The 21,343-nt window shown below is 59.6% G+C and carries 16 protein-coding genes and 1 pseudogene; 6 read left to right on the top strand and 11 right to left on the bottom strand.

Going from position 1 to position 21,343, the window contains the following annotated elements; all coding sequences use genetic code 11:
- Window positions 1-3: 3 nt before the first annotated feature.
- The 6 genes from NLM27_RS26810 to NLM27_RS26785 all read right to left on the bottom strand — a co-directional run bounded on the left by NLM27_RS26810 (window position 4) and on the right by NLM27_RS26785 (window position 5,373).
- Complete coding sequence (locus NLM27_RS26810; protein WP_254146151.1) at window positions 4-1,068, bottom strand: GlxA family transcriptional regulator; 1,065 nt, start codon at window positions 1,066-1,068, stop codon at window positions 4-6.
- Window positions 1,069-1,375: 307 nt separating this feature from the next.
- Window positions 1,376-2,377, bottom strand: a complete 1,002-nt coding sequence (locus tag NLM27_RS26805) for a GlxA family transcriptional regulator (protein ID WP_254146150.1) — start codon at window positions 2,375-2,377, stop codon at window positions 1,376-1,378.
- A 203-nt stretch (window positions 2,378-2,580) separates the two neighbouring features.
- Window positions 2,581-2,895, bottom strand: a complete 315-nt coding sequence (locus tag NLM27_RS26800) for a nitrile hydratase accessory protein (RefSeq protein WP_254146149.1) — start codon at window positions 2,893-2,895, stop codon at window positions 2,581-2,583.
- Window positions 2,896-2,902: 7 nt separating this feature from the next.
- Window positions 2,903-3,523, bottom strand: a complete 621-nt coding sequence (gene nthA, locus NLM27_RS26795) for a nitrile hydratase subunit alpha (protein WP_254146148.1) — start codon at window positions 3,521-3,523, stop codon at window positions 2,903-2,905.
- A 9-nt stretch (window positions 3,524-3,532) separates the two neighbouring features.
- Window positions 3,533-4,255, bottom strand: coding sequence for a nitrile hydratase subunit beta (nthB, locus tag NLM27_RS26790; protein ID WP_254146147.1), 723 nt, complete (start codon window positions 4,253-4,255; stop codon window positions 3,533-3,535).
- A 119-nt stretch (window positions 4,256-4,374) separates the two neighbouring features.
- Window positions 4,375-5,373: a GTP-binding protein gene (locus tag NLM27_RS26785; protein ID WP_254146146.1), complete on the bottom strand. Its 999-nt coding sequence runs from the start codon at window positions 5,371-5,373 to the stop codon at window positions 4,375-4,377.
- 198 nt (window positions 5,374-5,571) lie between these two features.
- Here NLM27_RS26785 and NLM27_RS26780 point away from each other — a divergent pair, with 198 nt between their 5' ends.
- The gene (locus NLM27_RS26780) at window positions 5,572-7,254 is read left to right on the top strand and encodes a methyl-accepting chemotaxis protein (RefSeq protein WP_254146145.1); all 1,683 of its coding nucleotides are present in this window, start codon (window positions 5,572-5,574) and stop codon (window positions 7,252-7,254) included.
- Between the two features lie 503 nt (window positions 7,255-7,757).
- Here NLM27_RS26780 and NLM27_RS26775 read toward each other — a convergent pair.
- Window positions 7,758-9,107: a sigma-54-dependent Fis family transcriptional regulator gene (locus tag NLM27_RS26775; protein ID WP_254146144.1), complete on the bottom strand. Its 1,350-nt coding sequence runs from the start codon at window positions 9,105-9,107 to the stop codon at window positions 7,758-7,760.
- A 224-nt stretch (window positions 9,108-9,331) separates the two neighbouring features.
- Here NLM27_RS26775 and NLM27_RS26770 point away from each other — a divergent pair, with 224 nt between their 5' ends.
- From NLM27_RS26770 to NLM27_RS26755, 4 genes and pseudogenes are all read left to right on the top strand, one after another.
- On the top strand, window positions 9,332-10,168 hold the full coding sequence (locus NLM27_RS26770; protein WP_254146143.1) for an alpha/beta fold hydrolase: 837 nt from the start codon (window positions 9,332-9,334) through the stop codon (window positions 10,166-10,168).
- A gap of 14 nt (window positions 10,169-10,182) precedes the next feature.
- Window positions 10,183-11,805 carry an MFS transporter gene (locus tag NLM27_RS26765; RefSeq protein ID WP_254146142.1) on the top strand — a complete coding sequence of 541 codons (1,623 nt, stop codon included), beginning with the start codon at window positions 10,183-10,185 and terminating at the stop codon, window positions 11,803-11,805.
- A gap of 266 nt (window positions 11,806-12,071) precedes the next feature.
- Window positions 12,072-14,045: an acetate--CoA ligase gene (gene acs, locus NLM27_RS26760; RefSeq protein WP_254146141.1), complete on the top strand. Its 1,974-nt coding sequence runs from the start codon at window positions 12,072-12,074 to the stop codon at window positions 14,043-14,045.
- Between the two features lie 85 nt (window positions 14,046-14,130).
- Window positions 14,131-14,232: pseudogene (locus NLM27_RS26755) on the top strand (adenylate kinase); the annotation flags it as partial.
- A gap of 227 nt (window positions 14,233-14,459) precedes the next feature.
- Here NLM27_RS26755 and NLM27_RS26750 read toward each other — a convergent pair.
- Both NLM27_RS26750 and NLM27_RS26745 read right to left on the bottom strand, forming a co-directional pair.
- Window positions 14,460-14,663, bottom strand: coding sequence for a hypothetical protein (locus NLM27_RS26750; RefSeq protein ID WP_254149069.1), 204 nt, complete (start codon window positions 14,661-14,663; stop codon window positions 14,460-14,462).
- A gap of 20 nt (window positions 14,664-14,683) precedes the next feature.
- Window positions 14,684-18,706, bottom strand: coding sequence for a helix-turn-helix domain-containing protein (locus NLM27_RS26745; RefSeq protein ID WP_254146140.1), 4,023 nt, complete (start codon window positions 18,704-18,706; stop codon window positions 14,684-14,686).
- A 158-nt stretch (window positions 18,707-18,864) separates the two neighbouring features.
- Between NLM27_RS26745 and NLM27_RS26740 the strand changes: the two genes are divergently transcribed.
- Window positions 18,865-19,986 carry a Fic family protein gene (locus NLM27_RS26740; RefSeq protein ID WP_254146139.1) on the top strand — a complete coding sequence of 374 codons (1,122 nt, stop codon included), beginning with the start codon at window positions 18,865-18,867 and terminating at the stop codon, window positions 19,984-19,986.
- 7 nt (window positions 19,987-19,993) lie between these two features.
- Here the strand turns inward: NLM27_RS26740 and NLM27_RS26735 are convergent, their stop codons facing one another.
- A complete protein-coding gene (locus NLM27_RS26735) occupies window positions 19,994-20,350 on the bottom strand; it encodes a hypothetical protein (protein WP_254146138.1) in 357 nt (118 codons plus the stop codon).
- A gap of 447 nt (window positions 20,351-20,797) precedes the next feature.
- Window positions 20,798-21,304, bottom strand: a complete 507-nt coding sequence (locus NLM27_RS26730; RefSeq protein WP_254146137.1) for a DUF6650 family protein — start codon at window positions 21,302-21,304, stop codon at window positions 20,798-20,800.
- Window positions 21,305-21,343 lie beyond the last annotated feature (39 nt).

The following is a 21,343-nucleotide window of genomic DNA, read 5'->3' as shown; positions in this document are numbered from 1 at the left end:
GGATCAGTCGGCTTGCAGCAAATTCGTGTAGTCGGAGCGGGGCGCCGGATGTTCCGCGTTATGTCGGTATTCCGCCGGCGGCGCCTGGAATGCGCGAACGAATGCGCGGCGCATGTTTGCCGGGCTGCCGAACCCGACCTGGTGGGAAATTTGCTGAATCGACAGCGCCGTTGTCTCCAGAAGGATGCGGCCGGCTTCGACCCTGATGCTTTCGACGAAACGGGCCGGAGTCGTCATCATTTCGTCCATGAACGCACGGCTAAAATTGCGAGGGCTCATCGCGGCGCGCTTGGCGAGCGCGTCGACCGAAAGGTCCGCGGCGAGGTTCGTCAACGCCCAATCCATGACGTGACTGATCTGGCTATTTCGAATCGATTGCGCCTTGAGGAACTCACTGATCTGGGGCTGATTGCCCGGCCGCCGCAGGAAGATGACCAGCATCCTGGCCACATCGAGAAATGTCGCCCGCCCACAGTCGTTCTCGATGAGATAGAGACACAGGTCGATGCCGGCCATTCCGCCGACCGCGGTGTAATAAGAGCCGTCACGAACGAAAAGCCGGTCCGGCTCAACGTGAACTTTCGGAAACATCGCCGAGAACTGCCCGGTGTAGTCACGATGCGTTGCGACGCGCCGCTGGTCGAGCAAACCGGCTGACGCGAGGACGAACGTCCCCGTGCAGCTCGCGCAAATCCGGCGCGCCGACGGCGCGCTTCGGACAAGCCAATCGATCAGCGGTTGGTTGGCCTCGGTCGCCTGAAGTTCGTGACTGCCAGCGACCAGGATCGTGTCGTAAGAATTATCGAGCTCGGGTTCGATGATCTTGTCGGGAAGCATACGCACGCCGGAAGAGCCCACGATGGGGCCCGATGTCGCGGCAATCAGATCGACCTTGTAGCAAACGGGCGTCGTCGATGATCGGCTGGCTTCGTTGAACGCGTCGATCGGCCCCATGAAGTCGATTGCGTTGGCGCCGTTGACGACGACGATGCCGACGCGAATGATCTGTTCGGGGGCCCCGTGATCTTCACTGAAAGGCCCGAGGGCCGGAGGTCCGAAGTGCGTCATCGATCCTGCCGCGGATGGTCGGCGAACGAGGCGTGTCGCGGACAGACTCCGTCACCCACAGCTCGGCCCTCCGCCGGATTGCGGGCTCGCCAGCTCTCGATCAGGCAAGTTGTTCGGTTACAAATGTAATGGAATTGGTCACACGGAGCCGGCCAATCTCACGTCGACATCGGCCATCCGCATCGGAAAGTGCGCTTTCTGCCGGGTGATCCATCGGGAGAGACCGTAAGCTTCCGGAGGGCAGATCTCATTGCCGCCGCGGCCACTGCGGGGCACTTCAGCCAATCGCCGGAATAATAGCTGTTCGCTAGGGCCGGCCGCCGGCGGGATGGGGAGCGGCGGAGAGGCTCGTGCCAGCCCACGCGCTGCGAAATCTCAGACGGTATTCGCCGGGCCCGATGCCGAGATTGCGGATGAATGCTCGTCTCATACCGTCGGCATTGCCGAAGCCGCATCGTATCGCGATTTGCTGCAACGACTTTGCGCTATCTTCGAGAAGCAAGCGCGCCGCGTCCAGCCTTGCCGCATCCACGAATTCGGTGGGCGTCATGTTCATTTCCTGGCGGAACACGCGCGTAAAATTCCGGAGGCTCATTCCGGCCCGCTCGGCCAGATTGTCGACCGAGAGCGGGGCGGTGAGATTGTCGAGTACGTATTGTTGAACCTGCTGAATCCTGCTCTTGCCCGACATTTGCGCGGCGAGGTGCGCGCTGAACTGCGACTGCCCGCCGGGCCGCTTCAGGAACATGACCATATAGCGAGCGACGATCAGCGCCAGCTCGCGTCCATAATCTTCCTCGACGAGGGCGAGCGCGAGGTCCATCCCGGCCGTGACACCGGCCGTCGTGCAAAGATTGCCGTCCCTGATGAAGATCTGATCGGAATCCACGTCGAGGTTGGGATATTCATTCCGCAAGCGCGTGGCGCATTCCCAATGCGTCGTCACGCGTTTGCCTTCGAGCAGGCCCGCCGCCGCGAGCAGGAAGACGCCGGTGCAGACAGAGCCGAGGCGCCGCACAGTGCCGGCCCTGCGCCGCAGCCATTGAACCATGGCGGGATCGACCGCCGCGAATGACGGGTCGCCGCCGACCAGGAGCGTGTCGATCGGCTCGTCGGGATCAAAAATATGGCGATCAGCCACGAACCGCAGTCCGCCCGTTCCTCGCACCGGATCAGCCGACCCGGCGATCACCTGCACCGTGTAGGCGTTCGGATCTCCAAGCCGCCTGGCCGCCTCCCAGAACACCTCGGCCGGGCCCACAATGTCGAGAGACTGAACCCCTGGTGGAGCAAGCAAGGCGATGCGCATCAACAATCCTCAATCGAGATCAATTGTTATGCAACTTTCATTCCCGTTGTTTGCCGCGAATGCGTCAGTTTCGGCCAAACTTGCGCGATATTCGGACAACCATGTTGCAGCAATTAGGACTTGAGCCGTTCGGCACTTATAGCACATGGGGGGAAGCGCCGAACCTGCGCGTCGCGATGTGCACTGCGACTCGTGCCCGCTTATCAGGATGCCACGGCGCCTTGGCTGCCGAGTCCCGACCTTTCGACCATCGTCTCAAGCACTGTGAGCCAGATCTCGTAATAGTCCCAGCTCGGATCGGACTTGTCGTGAGTGGCTTCCCACGCGGCGATCGTGGCTATCAGTTCCGAACGGAAGTCGTCCCATTCGAACACCCCCTGCTTGGAGAGGGCCAATGCCATGCCAAAAGCCTGACGCTGCCAAGGCGCGCCGAAGCAGAGGCTTCCGTTGTCCTTGGGCGGCATGTCGGATTGCCCCAACATGATGCCCAAGGCGAAATGCTCGAAATTCGTCTGCATGGACGCCTCAGGTGCCCGGCGGCTTGACGACGGCGACGCCCATCATCGATTCCGGCGTCACGAGTGCTGCCAGTTGCTCCTCGCTGAAGCCGCCCGTGCCCGCGGGCCGCTCGGGAACGACGAACCAGCGAATCTGGGCGCTGCTGTCCCAGGTTTTGATTTCCTTGCTCGGGTCGATATCAAGGCCGAACTCGCTGAGCACCTTGCGTGGCTCCCGCGCCGCGCGCGCGCGGAAGGATGGGTCCTTGTACCAATAGGGGGGCAGACCAAGGATCGGCCAAGGGTAGCACGAACAAAGCGTGCAGATGATGAGATTATGCACCTTGGGCGTGTTGATCGCCGCTTTTATGTGCTCGCCTTCAGCACCGGCGCCCCTGGTAACGAAATTCATCTTCTCGACAGCGGCCATGGTGTCTTCGGCGAGAAGCGTCTTGAAGTCGGGGTCGACCCACGCTTTGGCAACGAGCTTGGCGCCGTTGAACGGCCCCATCTCGGTCGCGAAGATCGCCATGATCTTGTCGACGGTCTCGCTGGTGATGACGCCCTTCTCGATGAGGAGGGCTTCCAGCGCGCGTGCGCGCGCCGCATTCACCGCTTCACGGTCCTTCGAATGCTCGAATCGTTCCATCTCGGTTCCTCAGGATGCGGTCGCGGGCTCAAGGTAGGACTCGAACAAGTCCGCGTAGAAAGTGAAGTTCGCCTCGGTATTGCCGGGCCAAAGATCCTCGGGATCGAATTTGACGCAGTACACCGTCATTGCCGGCCCGATTCCGTCGGGTCCGGTGTCGCAAAGGTAGGTGTAAGCATCGGGGTAGACGCTATCGACGATGCCGACTTTGTTTCGGAGATGACCGGGCAAGCGGGTATGTTCGACCGATTTCGGATCGGCGACCTTGACCGAGTCTCCGGCGGCGAATCGGGGCGAGGCTGTGCGCTCGCGTTTCGGATCGTCTCCGATTAGCAGATACTTCCGTACGCGAGCATCGACCTTGGCGTCGCCACCTTCAGGCATCGCGGGAGACGACGACAGGAAGGCTTTGGTGCGCGCGTCGAGCTCTGCCTGGGAGATGTACCCCTTGGCGACGAAGTATCCGGAGATGCCGCCGAGCCACCTTTCGTAATAGCGGAACTTGAAGTAGTCGAACGGGTTCATCGCCTCTGCGCCTTTGCGCAGGTCCGCCCATGTCCACACGGTATTGAACGTACTGGGCGTCGCTTCGAGGTCGAGTTGCGGGCTCAGCGCCATCATCGCCGTGTGGATCCCGAAGATGCGCTCCTCCCAGGCCTCGACGAACACACGTGTTTCGAGAGAGATCGGATCGAGGCCTTCCAGGCCTCCGAGATAGTGTTGTAGCTTCATGCTGGAAACCGCTTTTCCTCAGGGTGAGCATGCCGCCGCCGGAGGCGGCCAGTAACGATGGATTCTTCGAATCCGGCCAGCATGGAAGCGCACCGGGCGAGGCGGACTACCGATCCGTGTCAGGCAACGAGACTTGCGTCCTTCTCGGTCAGTTCGGCAATCTCACCGCGAATTTGAGCCGCATCGAGACCTCTTCCAATTAAGACGATCGCGCTGACGCGAGGCTCGTTGGCGGCCCATGCGCGACCTGGCCGTCCGTCGAGCGTCATGTGGACGCCGTGAAAGACCCAACGGCGCGCTTCGCTTGCCAGGGACAGAATGCCTTTACAGCGCAGGAGGCCTTCGCCGTTCTTTTGGACGAAAGCGTTCAGCCAGCGAAAGAAACGAGGTCCGTCCAGGGGCCGATCCTCGCGGACTTCCACGCTGATCACGGATTGATCGTGCTCGTGCTCGAGGTCGGAGAGCAGTAGCGGCTCGATGGCCAGACAGTTCTTCAGATCGAAAGCCCTGACGTCGACGATCGAGGCGACGTTCACCCGGCCCTCGATCGGGGTCACCACGCGAACCATCGGATTGATGGACCGGATGACCGCTTCCGTCTTGGCGAGGGCGCCTTCTTCAGTCAGATCCAGCTTGCTAATGACCGCGATGTCGGCAAAAGCGATTTGCTCGGCCGCGACGTTCTCGCCGGAGCTCTGGTCGGCAAGCCATCGATCGATGTGGGTGGCGTCCACCACCGTCACGACCGCATCGAGCGTGGTCGTGGCCGACAACGCCTCGTCAACAATGAAGCTCTGAATGACAGGGGCGGGGTCGGCTAGGCCCGTGGTCTCGATGAGAATCCGGCGAATGGGCCTTGGCCCGGATAGAAGCCTGGTGATCGTCGTGACCAGATCCGTGCGGACCGTGCAGCAGATGCAGCCATTGTTGATCTGGAGAATTTCCTCGTCGACGCCAACGACCAGTTCGGCATCGATGCTGATGGCCCCAAACTCGTTGACGATGACAGCGGAGTCGGCCATCAGCCCGCTCTCGAGGAGCTGGTTTAGCAGCGTCGTCTTGCCCGATCCCAGAAAGCCGGTCAGTACAGTAACTGGAATTTTTTGCGATGCCGTCATCGACCCCTGCGCTTCTTTGCACTACTCCACCGGTGAGGCTAATTTTGCGATGCGGGACGCCGCAACTTCCGTGAGCGTGCAAATCCTGCCAAACAGCATCAACATCGTGCACGGGCTGTGCCATTGCCTCGATATTTAAGCGTCTGGTAAGGCGGTGGCTCCAAGGCTGTCGATCATATTTCCGGTCGTGAGAGCCCCATGTCCTTTCGTGGTTTGAAAGCCAAGTTTCTTCTCATCATTGCTATCGCGCTCGCAGGCATGATGGCTCTGGTACCAATCGCGCTGTACAATATCCGCGCCCAGATGATGACGGATCGACAAGCCAAGATACAGCAGATGGTCGATGTCGGGCATGGTATCCTGACGCACTACCACAAGCTCGAGACTGACGGAAAGCTTAGCCGAGAGCAGGCTCAGTCGGCGGCACTCGCCGAGATCAAAGGGCTGCGCTACGACAAGGTCGAGTTCTTCTGGATCAATGACATGGTCCCGCACATGATCATGAGCCCGGCTAAGCCGGAGCTCGATGGCAAGCCGGTAGGGGATTTCAAGGATCCTTCCGGCAATTACCTGTTTCGGAGCTTTGTCGACATCGTCCAGAAGCAGGGAGGCGGATTCTACGGATACCTCTGGCCGAAAATGGGCTCCGATCAACCGGTCTCAAAATTGTCTTTCGTCAAAGGATTTGCGCCTTGGGGCTGGATTATCGGGACTGGCATCTATCTCGACGATGTCGACGTGATCTTTCGACAGACGGCCTGGACTTTCGCGTGGATCTGCCTCGGTGTCGTCGTCCTGGTGCTCGCCATTTCCTTGGCCATCAGTCGCAGCGTGACGTGGTCGCTTATCACGATCACCTCTCTTACCGAGAAGCTTGCTTCGGGTGAAGACGATTTCGAAGTGCCATACACGACCCGTCGCGACGAGGTCGGGAGTCTTGCCCGCGCTCTGCGTGTGTTCAAGGAAAACGCGGCGGCCGCCCGTCAAATGCATAGCGAACAGCAGGAGCTCAAGCAAAAGGCTGACGAAGACAAGCGCAAGACGATGGTCGAGCTCGCCGGCAAGTTCCAGGCAAGCGTCGAAACCGTCGTGCGGCAGGTTTTCGACGAAGCGAGCGAGATGCAGAAGGCTGCCGAGAGCATGTCGGTGAGTGCCGATCACGCCAATGGGCGGGCGAACTCGGTCGCGGAGGCGTGCCATGAGGCTTCCGGCAACGTCCAAATGGTTGCATCGGCTGCCAGCCAATTGTCGGCCTCGATCAACGAGATCAGCCATCGCGTAACGCAGGCGGCTCAGGTTGCCGACAAAGCAGCCAACGACGGGCAGCGTGCGAATGCGACCGTTCAGGGGCTCGCTGCCGCGGCGTCCAAGATTGGTGAAGTCGTCGGCCTCATCAACCAGGTTGCCGCGCAGACCAATCTGCTCGCGCTGAACGCCACGATCGAGGCGGCGCGTGCCGGCGAGGCGGGGAGAGGCTTTGCCGTCGTCGCTGCAGAGGTAAAGTCGCTCGCGACTCAGACCGCCAAGGCGACCGACGAGATTGGTGCGCAGATTTCGTCGATCCAGGCCGAGACGGCCTCAGTGGTCGGTAATATTCAAAGCATTCTGGCGACCATAACCGAAGTCAACGAGATATCGTCTTCAATCGCCTCAGCAGTCGAGGAGCAGGGCGTGGCAACGCAGGCCATCGCGCAAAGCGTGCGAGACGCCGCATCCGGCACGAACCGGGTTTCGCAGAACATCTCCGACGTGAGTACCGCCACGTCAGAAACGGGCGAGGTGGCCGGCACCGTGCTGGGGTCGAGCGCGCGCCTGACCGGTAAGCTGCGGCTGCTGCAAGACGAAGTCAGCAGCTTCGTTGCAAGTGTCAGGGCGGCATAGGTCTGCATTGAGCAGGAAAGATGCGGCGTCAGTTGATCAAAATTCAGAGCCTATTTCGTTGCGCGTGCGGATGCGTTCCGACAGCGCACTCTCGCCGGATGATTTTCGCACCCATTTTGGACCGGCGATCATCGAATTGTTGCTAACGATGGAGCGGGCAGCACATCTCATCACCGAAACTTGCATGGAGATGCCCGAGACGACCGAACAGCAAAAGCTTGTCAGTCAGCGGTGTAGCTTGTTACTCAGGCGATATATTTGCGACGGCTACTCAGAGACGCGGGAGTGATTGCAAGCCAGCCGATGCAGTTGACCGTTGTCGACGTGTTGCAAAGCGACGCACCGACCTTCAACCGATATCCAGCGCCTCAGATACTTCGCTAATGAGCCGCAGGGGGCGTGGGTCTTATCGCGTCGCCTTGACGGATTTGTAAGGCGCGGCCTCGGCGCCTCCGGGCGAAAGCTCGGCCTTGGCCTCCGCAGGCGCAGATCAGCGCTCGCGGCTACTGGCTTTGTTCTCCCAAGAGTCGGTAGAGATGTGCCCGGCTGATGCCCAGCAACTCGGCTGCGCGGCGCTTGTTGCCTCCGGATTGCTGCAAGGCAGCTCGAATTTCCGTGGCGGTCTGTGACTGGATGCGCTGCTTGAGTGGCTGCGGCGCGAGGTCCACCTCCGGCGCTTTGGGCGGACTGGCGGGAAGTGTCATCAGCCGGCCTGTTACGATAAACCGGGTGAGTACGTTCTCAAGCTCTCGGACGTTGCCTGGCCATCTGTGCGCAACAAGCGACGTCATCTCTTTTCGGCTCAGATCTCTCGGTACCGCGTTCAGCCGGGCCGCGATCCGAAGCAGCAATTGCCGGGCAAGAAATTCGATGTCATCGCGATCGCGAAGGGAGGGGACGTCAACAGGCAGTACGCTGAGGCGGTAATAGAGGTCCTGTCTGAAGCGGCCTGTGCGAGCCAGTTCCGGAAGTGAGTGGTTGGTCGCGCAAACCACGCGGGCCTTGACGGCGACTGGGGTCGTGCCGCCGACGCGCACGATCTCGTTTGTTTGGAGAACGCGCAGCAGGCTGCCCTGCAGGTGCAGCGGCATATCTCCGATCTCGTCGAGGAATAGGGTGCCGCCGGAAGCCAGCTCGAATTTCCCGAGCTTTCCACGACTACGCGCGCCGGTGAACGCGCCGCCTTCGTAACCGAACAACTCAGCTTCGATCAGTTCGCCTGGAATCGAAGCGCAATTGATCCAAACGAACGGCCCTTCGGATCTGCTGGAACTCGCGTGGATGGCATGAGCGGCCAATTCCTTGCCGGAACCGGTCTCGCCGGAGATCAGCACGGGGAGATCGTGTCCGGCGACCACCTCGAGCGAGTCGCGGTACGTATCCATGAGCTCTCCTTGGCCAGCGATGTCGCTCATGCTGAATCGGGAGCGCCAAGGCTTGTTGCCCTGGGGCATCTCCAGCTCGGCTTGAGTAGCCCGTCGGAAAGTTCGCTTCAGGGCGCCAAGATCCGAAAACAAGGCCAAGCCGACAGCTCCAATGATCTGCCCATCCTGGAGTACGGGAACTTGTCGCGTGATGAGTTGGTGGCCGCGTACTTTCAACGGGTAGCCGACATGGCTCCCTTCTCCCCGAGCCACGAGATGAAGCTTGGTCTGTGGCCCCACGACGTCGGTGATATGTCGTCCGACGAAGTCGTCCGCCGCGCCGCCCAGGAGCCGGCAATACGGTTGGTTGATCAGGACAATCGTGCCGGACGTGTCAACCGCGACGAGGCAGTCTGAGACATGATCGAGAACAAGCCTCAGGAAGCCTGCCTCTTCCGACGATCCGGCAACCCACTGCGAAAGGACCATTTGCGGAAATCCGGTCTGAACAAGTGTCACGCTTGCGCGACATGAATGTCACGTAAATGATACACTAGCTTCGCGACCAATGAACGTCAAACGATACCGGGCCGCCGCGGTCACGAGAATTTTGCTGCTTCCTCAGAGTGTTGGGCGGCGTCACGTCGCAGGACGCAGGAGTGGCACGGCGCTTGCGAACCTCTCGTTAGGAAATCAAACTCGGGAGGAGCGTAATGACGGCCATTAGAACCATCACAATCGGGGACACCGTCGTGCAGGTGTCTGGAGAGGGAACGCCGCTGGTATTCGTGCACGGCTTTACGACCACGGCCGAGTTCTGGCGCGAGCAGGTCGAAGCGTTTTCAGCCCGTCACCAGATGGTGCGCATCAATCTGCCCGGTCACGGCCTTTCGCCGGGTCCCGAGGACCGGGAATATACGATCGGTACCTTCGTCGAAGACGTGCTGAAAGTGTATCAAACGCTCGGCATCGAATCTGCCGTGCTCATCGGTCTCTCAATGGGCGGTACGGTCGTCCAGAATTTCGCGCTCTCTTATCCCGATCGCGTGCGCGCGCTCGTGCTGGTGGGAGCCACGCCGCATGGGTTAGGCGCCGACGTCAACGTCGACAACGTGCTCAAGGCCATTGAAGATCTGGGCGTTGTCGCCGCGAGCCAGAAAGTCATCGAACGATCCTTCGGTTCTCGTGCAAGCGCCGCACTGATCGATTTTGCCAAGGATGAGGTTGCACAGACGCCTGCCTTCGTGGCGCGCCAGGCGATCGCATCGCTCAATGCGTCGGACAATCGTGCAAGACTTGGAGATATCCATGTGCCGACGATGGTCGTGGTCGGCGATGAGGACATCATCACTCCGCCAAACGAGTCGCGAACGTTGGCGAGAGGTATTCCGAATAGCCAACTCTACAACATCCCGTGGGCCGGGCATTTCCCCATGCTTGAGCTACCGGATACTTTCAATCGCTTGTTGGGCGATTTTCTGATGCGCCAGGGCCTGCCGCCGCCGCGCATTGATGCAAGCGCGACTTCTCACCTGCACCAGAACGTTTGACGCGGGAGGACAAGATGTCAGTTCACGCCATGGAATCAGAAACCAGTCTCGCTTCTCGTCGTCTTGATCGCGACACGAAACGCGTCATCTTCGCCGCTGCCCTCGGCACCGTTTTCGAATGGTATGATTTCTTCGTCTACGGCTCATTGGCCGCATTCTTCAGTACGCTCTTTTTCCCAAAGGGAAATGAAACAGCGGCATTGCTCGCCGCGTTGGCGACATTTGGGGCGGGCTTCGTCCTTCGTCCGTTTGGCGCGGTCGTCTTTGGACGGCTCGGCGATCTCGTCGGACGCAAGAAGACGTTTCTCGCCACCATGCTGGTGATGGGCCTGGCCACCGCGGCAGTCGGGCTGCTGCCTACTTTCGAAACTTTTGGCTGGTGGGCTCCAACCATCCTGGTCGGCCTGCGGCTGCTGCAAGGGCTCGCCGTCGGCGGAGAATTCGGGGGGGCCGTGACCTATGTTGCGGAGCATTCGGATGCGGATCGGAGAGGCTTCACAACAAGCTGGATCCAGATCACGGCGACGCTGGGATTATTTCTCTCGCTCGTTGTGGTCCTTCTGTGTCGCTCTTCGATGTCTGCCGAGAGCTTCGCGAGCTGGGGATGGCGGATTCCGTTCGTCGGATCGATCGCCCTTCTGGTCCTCTCCTTGTACATCCGCCTCAAGATGCACGAATCGCCGGTGTTCCAGCAAATGAAGGCTGAGGGCAAAGGCTCGAAAAATCCGATCATCGATACGTTCGGTGACCGTCGCAATCTGCGCCTCGTGCTGGTCGCAATCTTCGGAGTCGTGGCTGGTCAGGCTGTGATTTGGTATACGGGCCATTTCTACAGCCTCTATTTCATGACGACTGTGCTGAAGATGAGCCTCGAACAGGCTAACTTCTATCTACTTGTCGCGCTGATGCTAGGAACACCGTTCTTTGTGTTTTTTGGCTGGCTATCCGACAAGATCGGGCGCAAGCCGCTCGTTGTTGCAGGATGCGCCTTGTCGGCCTTATTGTTCAACCCGCTCTTCCAGGGGTTGGCAACCTACGGAAATCCCGCGCTTGCCGATTTCCGCGCAAAAACTTCGGTAGTGATTCACGCAAACGACTGTAGTGAGGACCAATCATTATTCGGTCAGCTCTTCAGTCCCCAGGCGACGAAGGAGTGCTCCCGCGTCAAGTCGTTCTTGACCGCGCGGGCTGTTCCCTATGTTGTGAAGGCGGATGCTGCATCTCTCACCGTCCAGATCGGTGATGACGCTGCGGTCGCCTTCGATGAAGCGAGGGTCCTCAAGGTGCTTACTGAAAGAGGCTTACCGGCATTGAAGGCGCCGGTGGAGCCCAACGGTCCCATGGTCATCGCAGTGCTCTTCGCCCTCGTGTTCCTGGCGACGATGGTCTACGGCCCGCTTGGCGCCCTCTTGGTCGAGCTGTTTCCTGTTCGCATCCGATACAGCGGGGTTTCAGTCGCCCTCCAGTTCGGCAACGGCTGGATCGGAGGATTTGCGCCATTCGTTGCAACTGCAGTTGTCATCGCAACCGGCAACATCTTCGGTGGGCTCTGGTACACCATCGCGTTCGCAGCTTCGACGGCGGTTATCGGAGCTCTGCTGCTGCCGGAAACACGCGGTCGAGACATCAATAGCTGATCGCGCGTGCCTCTTGGGAGCCGGCGAGATCATCATGTCTCCCTCGCCGGCCCCAATCCTTTGGATTCGTCTTGCTCGGCTTCTGGCAAGCGCCGCAGCACATGGACCCGCTGGCAGACCGGCTCGTCTGCTGAACCTCCCTAGACTGGGATGGGCCGCTGCTGGCTTACGGTGGCGGCCCCTTTTTCCGTCGCCGGATTACGAGAAGCGTGGCCGCACCCTCCAGATGATGAGAGTGCATGTATGCAATGAAAGGAGGATTTTCGATGAGCGCACAGAATAGAGCAGCCGCCGAGAAGGTGTATCCCGTATCGACCGAATGGGCGAAGCGCGCCTGGGTCGACCAGGCCAAGTACAAGGACATGTACGCGCGCTCGATCTCGGACCCGAACGGTTTCTGGGCCGAGCAGGCCAAGCGCATCGACTGGATGAAGGCGCCCCACAAGATCGAGAACGTCTCGTTCGCACCCGGCAACATTTCGATCAAATGGTTCGAGGACGGCGTCCTCAACGTCGCCCATAATTGCATCGACCGGCATCTGGCCAAGCGCGCCAACCAGACCGCGATCATCTGGGAAGGCGACGATCCCTCGCAGTCGAAGCACATCACCTACAAGGAGTTGCACGACGAAGTCTGCCGGATGGCCAACATCCTGCGCACCCGCAACGTCAAGAAGGGTGACCGAGTCACGATCTACCTGCCGATGATTCCGGAAGCGGCTTACGCGATGCTGGCCTGCGCGCGGATCGGCGCGATCCACTCCGTGGTGTTCGCCGGCTTCTCGCCCGACAGCCTCGCCCAGCGCATCAACGACTGCCAATCCAAGGTGATCATCACCGCGGACGAAGGCCTGCGCGGCGGCAAGAAGGTGCCGCTGAAGGCCAATGTCGACGCGGCGCTCGCCAAGGCGGACGGCGTCGACTGGGTCGTCGTGGTCAAGCGCACCGGCGGCACGGTCGATATGAATCCGTCACGCGACCTCTGGTATCACGACGCCGCCAAGATGGTGACGACCGAATGCCCGGTCGAGCACATGCACGCCGAGGATCCGCTGTTCATCCTCTACACCTCGGGTTCGACCGGCCAGCCCAAGGGCGTGCTGCACACCTCCGGCGGCTATCTCGTATTCGCCTCGATGACGCATCACTACGTCTTCGACTATCACGACGGCGACATCTACTGGTGCACCGCCGACGTCGGCTGGGTCACCGGCCACAGCTATATTCTCTATGGCCCGCTCGCCAATGGCGCGACCACGCTGATGTTCGAAGGCGTGCCGAATTACCCCGATAATTCCAGGTTCTGGAACGTCATCGACAAGCACAAGGTCAACATCTTCTACACCGCGCCGACCGCGATCCGCGCATTGATGCAGTCGGGCGATGATCCCGTGAAGAAGACCTCGCGCGCCTCGCTCCGCCTGCTCGGCTCGGTCGGCGAACCCATCAATCCCGAGGCGTGGGAGTGGTATCACCGCGTCGTCGGCGACGACCGCTGCCCGATCGTCGACACCTGGTGGCAGACCGAGACCGGCGGCATCCTGATCACGCCGCTGCCGGGCGCGACCAAGCTGAAGCCAGGCTCGGCAACGCAGCCGTTCTTCGGCGTCGTCCCTGAAATCGTCGACGCCGACGGCAAGATGCTGGACGGCGAAACATCAGGCAATCTCTGCCTCACCCGCTCATGGCCGGGCCAGATGCGCACGGTCTATGGCGATCATGCCCGCTTCGAGCAGACCTACTTCTCGACCTACAAGGGCAAGTATTTCACCGGCGATGGCTGCCGGCGCGACGCCGACGGCTATTACTCGATCACCGGCCGCGTCGACGACGTCATCAACGTCTCCGGTCACCGCATGGGCACCGCAGAAGTCGAGAGCGCGCTGGTCGCGCATGAGAAGGTGTCGGAAGCCGCTGTGGTCGGTTACCCGCACGACATCAAGGGCCAGGGCATCTACGCCTATGTCACCCTGATGACCGGCGTCGAGCCGAGCGACGAACTGCGCAAGGAGCTGGTCACCTGGGTGCGCAAGGAGATCGGCCCGATCGCCGCGCCCGACCAGATCCAGTTCTCGCCCGGCCTGCCAAAGACCCGCTCCGGCAAGATCATGCGCCGCATCCTGCGCAAGATCGCCGAGGACGAGCCGGGCAGCCTGGGCGACACCTCGACCCTGGCCGATCCCGCCGTGGTCGACGACCTCGTCAAGAACCGGCAGAACAATCGATCGAGTGCTCCATGATGATCGATGTGGTTGCTGCTGTTGGTTCCGCACGGCTCGGCGAATTGCCGAGCAGTGTGCGGTATCGCCTTGACGGAGAAAAGAGATGAGACTCGTGCTCTTGGGGCCGCCCGGCGCTGGAAAGGCGCAGGCATCCAAGCTGTCGCAGATCCTTGCGATCCCGCAACTGTCGACCGGCGATAACCTTTGCGTTCACGTTGTTGAAGCACTCGCCGATGCTCGCGCCGGGCTCGGGACGGACGGGCACCATAATTGGCTGATGTTGGGGACTGACCTCGCGGCAGAGCGAAGCAATAGCGGTGGATACGGTCTTCGGAGCCGTCGTGAATACCTTGGAAAATATCTCTTGTTTGACGGTCGCCACCAGGCCCCCCGTCGGTCTGCGTTACGTTGCTCTGATCACCACCACCTGCGTCAGGCCCTTTTCTGCGCAACGCTTTTAGCTCGTTCGATCGTTTCGTCCAAACGCATGTCGAAGGGACCGCTTCCTTTCCAATCGGTCTCGTCACTCACAGAGAAATAATCTTTGTCGATCGGCGGCTGCCCCATTCGGTGAGCCCGAACGACAACATGGCGTTCGCTTGGCATCGCTGTCGGCATCCAGATGACGTCCACCACAATATTCCTCCAGCTGCGAATCAGTCCTCAAAGGATTCCTTGACGTGCCGGGACTCCGCAAGACCCTCCTCGGCGTGTTTACGAATTCCGTCGTAAAGCTTATGAGCGGGCGAAAACCGCGGCAGCGATCGGAGTACCTGCTCGCTCCGCTCCTTCATGGAAATATCTCGCGGCATCGGTTCTCCGGGAGTACCTGATCGGACACCGCTGACTGCCGAGCTGAAGAGGGCGCCGATCGCGTGCTTTAGCGCCTTCGGGCCGACCTGCTTGGCTTTCTCCAGATAGCGCTCAACGAACGGACGATGGGTGAATACGAAGGTATGGTGTGCCCCGTTGAGGATGCCGGCGATGAGGTTCAAGTCCTGCTCGTCGGATGTCGCGATCCATTCTTCGAGAAACTTGACGGTCTCGCCGTCAAACGGCCTAAAACAGGTTTCGAACAGCTCGCGAGCACGGTAGCCGAAAAGGAAGGGCTTGTCCTTGCCGGCTCTCATCCACTCGGCCACCGTCCGAAGCAGTTCCGGGTAGACTCCGGAATCGCGAAAGCGCAAGGGGACGCGACCATAAGGCCCATGGTTGATGGGGCGGTATTTCCGTTGCTCCTTCTCACCGGCGCGGTCGACCCGGCGCATGAAGAAAGCCATGGTCTCTCGGGGATACGCCTGCGAGGCGTGAGCCAGGAACTCTTCCACCCAATGACCCTCAAGCTCGGCAACTGCCATCAGTTTTTCCAGGAGGGCGTTCACGTCTTCCACCGCCAGATGCTTGAACAGTTCGTTGAACGTGAAGACCGTCAGCAACTCGTCAGCCAGCTGGTGTGAATCGCCGATGTTAGCAACTCGGGCTAGTTCGATGACGAGGCTGACCTTCTCTTCGGGCAGGCTGGTGAGAGTATTAATTGCATTTCGGGCGACCCAAGCACTCGGGCTGGATAGGAGCCGCCGCAAGACAGCGATATCTGAATCGCTGTAGAGCCCGCTGGTCAGGACTCGGGAATAGGCCTGCGCAACCGACGACAGGAATTGTTCGCGTCCTGTCGCAAGCAGATCCCCTGTTGCAGCACGTGCTTCATCCGGGCTGTGATCCCACAGAGCAATCAGCGCTCCGGGCAGAAACCGGACAGTTTCGGAATCCGGTTGGGCCAATGCGTTGTTCAGGGTGACTCGGCAGAAATCTATCGACGACCGGATCAGGGCCTCGTACAAGGCATAAGGTGTCGCCGACGATTTCTTGTAGTTCCTGGAAATGCTGCCGAGAAGGCCGCCGATGAATGCGCGACGTGCCTCCGCGTTTGGATAGGAGGTTTCCAGGTCTCTAACCAGGGCAGCGATGTGCGCTGCCCATTTCTCCCGGTGCTTGATCGGGTCGATGCGCCGAAATTCAACGCCATGACCATCGATGAGCACTGTCAGGGTCCGAAATTCAAGAGAGCTAGGAAGGCCTGCCTGCAGGTGGCGTGCCGCGTCCGAGGCGTCACCTTTCCCGTACTGGACGTGCCAAGAGATGGCTTTCCATACCGATAGTTTGACGAGGTCGTCTACCGGGCGCGCTTTTAGTGCGGCTTCGATTGCGTTCAAGCCTTCGACGAAGACACCTGTCCACTCGTCCCTGATCCTCGGCGAGACGGTACTGTTGAACATTCCCATCGGGTACCTGAAGGCCTTCGCCAGAGCGTCTGCCGCAAGAACGCCGACACGAACGTCCGGATCGAAGAGGAGGTCGATGATTCTGCTCAAGACCTTAGTGCGAAGCGGCTTGATCGCCTCGACCTTCACGAAGTGTGGCTTGAAGGTCAGCGAGAAATTAATGGACTCGGTGATGTGTCCTTCCGTATCGAAAACCGGCGTGAGGATATCCAGCGGACTGTAGGCAGGTTGCCACGCTTCTCGCTGGTCTAGGAGTGACAGCCCGAAGTCGATGATCGCTTCATTGTAAACCAGGGGCTTGTTGGGTTGGACTTCGCACAATTCAGCCAAGATACGAATCGGGTGTTCCGGATGCTGCTCTAGCGGGCGGCTGTCGCGCCTGCCCAGTTCCCAAAGGGCCTCGCAGGCCTGGCGGACATGGGCAAAATTGAACGCCGCGTTGCGAAGAATTTCGGGAAGTTGCTTGAGAAACTTGTCTGCATGAATCAACTTCTCCGCAAATTCGATTGCCTTGGCCGGCTGGTAGTAGGCGACGGCGGCAATGGCCTTGATATGCGGATCACTAAAGTCCCGCTCCGGTTTAAGTTTACTCCAGACCCCATCGATTAGCTTGCTGTTGCTGGGATCACCATCCGAGCGCCTCCAGTCAAGCCTGCTGAGGTTGACCAGAAGATGCTCGGCCAGATTTTCGCTGGCGGCATCGAACACTATCTCGGCATAGCCTGTTGACGAACCGAGTGGACCGACGCAGTGCTCCTCAATGATGTAGTCGGCCAACACGTCGGGCGATAACCTGAATTGCTCGCCGCGCTTGAACAGAACGCCGGCCTCGGTCAACAGGCGCATGATGCGGCTGGCATCATGCGGCTTAATGCTCTCGACTTGCTCGATGACGTGAAGCAAGGCCTCATCCTCGGGATGGACTGGCTGCAATAGCGCGAGCACCCGAAGGACCTTCTTGATCGTTCCGGCTTCGCTCTTGTTGCCTATCTGTCCTGCAATGATGGTCTGGAAGCGCGAGAACAGCAGTTTCCGAAAGGTTTCCTCTTGCTGCGCGAGGCTAAACTGCCGTTTCTCCTTGGCGACGACTTGTGCGCCGACTACGGTGGCCAGCGGACAATCGCGCGTAAGGCGGGCGATATCTTTCGCGGCGGAGAGTGGCCCGCCGTGCTTTTTTAGGACCTGGGTCGCGAGCTGTTCGCTTTCGGTAAGGGTCAGCCGCTCCAGCGCGATTTCCCGAAGCGGAGGGCCGATCAGGGAAAAGGTGCTGGCTTGGGCCTTAATGTGGTCCAGACCGTAGGGGCGAAGAGAAAGGACGAGCCTGGCCTTGTTGGCGGGATCGGCAGCGTACTGAAAGAGGATCTGAAGATCAGTTTGATCGTGAGCGTCGTCGACTACGAGCAGCTTTTCGTTGTTGCCCAAATCTTCGAGGCTCTTCTTCGTGAGTTCAGCGTTTCGCGAGAGATAGCGGACCGCGACACTTTTATGGCCCTCCTCGAAAGCCTCGATCGATTGTTTGAGGATGCGTGATTTTCCCGACCCACCGGTCCCGATCAGCAGGATCGCAGCAACGCTCGGATCGCCTAAGGCCTGATCCATGGCCTCCAGATCACCCTTGCGACCGACGAGATGCCAAACATGATTGAACACGCCCTCGGCATTGTTGAAGGCGGCGAAGAATTCCTCACTGGTCTCCCATGGCCCCGCTTCATTGACGCCGAGCAGGGCGAAGCGCTGTCCCCGGAAAAAGATGTCGACCAGCCTGACCTGGTCGGCGACGGGAAGCTGGCGGATTTTGTAGGAGATGTCCTCCCGGTCCCAGATCTCCCAGTCCGGATGGTCTTTGATGGCGGTGCGGGCCTGTGGGCTTGCGATCTTAGTTAACAGGAGAACCTTTTTCGCGGCGGCGACGGTATGTTTGGCGACGGCTGCGTGAACCTTTTGCGGCCCGAATTCGCCGACCCGTTTGCACTGGAAGCTAAACGTCGTGCCATCGGGGAAGGAGGCGGTGACATCGAGCCCGTCCTGGGTATGCCCCTGGCCGCCGGCATGTTCGACGAGGGCCTCAGTGTACATGGCTTGCAGGAAATGGCGGCAGAAGCGTTCGAAACTGTCCGGGGTGAGGCCATCGACCGGAAACGGCTGGTCAAAGCTCACAACAGCGGTCTTCCGGATGAATCCGGCAGCTTCGAGCAGATCGGCAACGTCGGCCTTCAGCACGGCGGCGATCAGCGGCATTTGGCTGTCGCGTGGGCGCGAGAGCCCCGCCTCCCAGCGGCTCACCGTTTGCTGGCTGCTTTTGACAAGGGTCGCGAATTCGCCCTGGCTGGAGATCCCCGCTTTCTGGCGGAGTTCAACGAGCAGTTGGCCGAATGGTTGGTACGGAGATGCTATCATATATTACTCATTTTCTGGATAATACACATAAAGTGAGTGGGCGACATCGGTCAAGGGTGCTTCGTTGCCTCGCAGGCCCCCGCCAATGAGTTATAGATTTACTTGCTATAGCTCACCTGAAGCCCCACAGTGAGTTATAGAAAGGAGGTCTATAACTCATGGCCTGGAATTGGGAGGAGCCGACTTGGCCCCGCTTTACCTATGATGCGACCGCTCTTGAGCCCTTGGAGGCGGAATTCCTGCTCCGCTCGGGGGAGTTCATTGGCGCCTTCAAGCACGTCAGCCCGGACGATCAGGAGAACCTTCGGATCGAGCTCATCAGCGATGAGGCCCTGAAGACCTCAGAGATTGAGGGTGAAATCCTGAACCGCGACAGCGTCCAGTCGTCGTTACGGTACCAGTTCGGTTTAGGAGGGCAGGAAGCCGGGGTGGCTCCCGCCGAGCGCGGGATCGCGCAAATGATGGTCGATCTGTATCTCAATTTCTCGGAGCCGTTGACCGACGAGACCATGTTTGGGTGGCACGGCCTTTTGATGAGCGGCGACCGGACCATCAAGACGATCGGCGCCTATCGGACCCATATTGAACCCATGCAAGTGGTTTCCGGGGCGATCGCTCACCGGAAGGTTCACTTTGAGGCGCCGCCTTCCGCAATCATGGCGAAAGAGATGTCCGCGTTCGTCGCGTGGTTCAACGACACCGCACCTGACGGTGCCCACCCGCTGCCGGCGATTACGCGTTCCGCCCTCGCACATTTGTATTTCGTCGGCATTCATCCATTCGAGGATGGGAACGGCAGAATTGCTCGCGCGCTGGCGGAAAAATCTCTCGCCCAAAAGCTCGGCCAGCCAACGCTTATTGCGCTGGCCTATACGATCGAACGCAAGCGGAAGGACTATTACGAGGCTCTTGAACACAACAACAAGGGCATGGAGATAACCGATTGGCTGCTGTACTTCGGAAGCACCGTCCTCGAAGCGCAGGAAAACACCAATAAGCGCGTCGACTTCTATATTGCGAAGACGAAGCTCTATGAGCGTCTGCGCGGGCAGTTCAACGCCCGCCAGGAGAAGGCCATTGCCCGTATGTTCAAGGAGGGCATCGATGGCTTCAAGGGCGGCCTGAGCGCTGAAAACTACATCAGCATCACCAAGGCTCCCCGTGCGACAGCAACCCGCGATCTACAGGACCTGATCGCGAAGGGTGCTCTCAAGAGGACGGGTGAGCTACGGCATACGCGCTACCACTTGAGATTAGACGACGACGGTTCGGCGCAATGAGTGCCGCTTATGGCGTCTCGACGATGGCCGTCATTTTTTCGAAAGAGGCAGACAGGCTATCTCGAATTGCAAGGTAGATTTCCGCGAATGTTGCATCCTCTTTCAATTTCAGTCGGTCGGTCACCGTCTTGAGTTTTTCCATCACCGTTTCAGCGGAAGTCAGGTGCCGTGCTGCGACCTGGAAATCGTATAGCTTAAAGAAAGGCTGCATCACCGTGGCGGCGGCATCGCTACCCTTGCTGACAATCTCAAGCACCGCCTGCAACCGCTTCAATGTTCCGAGATCCTTCGGATCACCGCCCAACTGCTTCAACACGGTGGCGATCGCCTTGTTATCAAATGCCTCCGTCGGATTGCGCACCATCGCATTGCCGCGTTCAAGATTGACGAAATAGTAGGTGCCGTTGAATTCTCGATAGAGGCGTAGATTGCGCGCCGTGGCGTAGGCTCTTAGCCGCGCGTCGGTTCATCTTGCGCCAGCTGTTCTCAGTTGGTGCGACCTTCGATTGAGGTGAGGCTGCAGAATAGGAGAATTCGCCAGGGAGGGCTGGAGGTGCCGTCGAGGAAGGCCAGCGTTGCTGGCGTTGCGGCCATTCCCGGTAAGCTCTTCGCTAATTCCCTTCCAGCCGGCCGTTACGGCGAATATTCCGCATCGCCTTGCGGGTGGGAGCGTCCACACCCGTCTCCGTACGATGCGCCTTATTAGCGGCAGCCAGCAGCGCCCAAGCGAAGGGGAGTAAGATCAGCCCGATCACCATCCCGATCGTCATAGAATCGTTGCCCGCGAGGCCCTTGTTAGCAAATCCTGGCTCTAGATTGCCTCTGGCGGAAGGATAGCAGCAAGGCTCTCTTCAATGTCCACGCCGTACAGATATCCGAGCAGACCAATCTGCTGACCAAAGACCGCGCGGAGTTTCCCTAATTCGATGAAGAACTGCTCGTGCTCCCACATGTGGTCGCCGCGCATCATCCCTTTGTCGTTTTCATAGGCCTTAGCGCTGGTGAGCGTCAGGAAATCCCGGCAGGACGCCCGCATGATACGAAAAGCGTCCTTGGCCGGGGAATTGTCGCCGACGCGCTTGAGGCCGTTGGTCAGCTCATCTCGTATTTTGAGGAGGGATTGAACGACATGGCTGGGTTCCTCCCAAACAGCCTGGGAGTATAGGGCCCGCTTGTCTTCGAGAGCCGTAATGACGTCGCGCACGACCACGCGTTCAGGCTCGGGAGCCTTCCAACTCATGCCGAAGCCCAGCGCGGATATGCCGGCAATGCGGCTGGCCAGTGACTGGGACTGAACCTTGGCTCGTTTGGCTCTCATTCCATGCTCCTCAAGTCTAAGAGAAAGTACACCGGCCCC

Source organism: Bradyrhizobium sp. CCGB12 (genome assembly GCF_024199845.1).
Taxonomy (GTDB): domain Bacteria; phylum Pseudomonadota; class Alphaproteobacteria; order Rhizobiales; family Xanthobacteraceae; genus Bradyrhizobium.
This window is presented reverse-complemented; position numbering and strand designations above follow the sequence as displayed.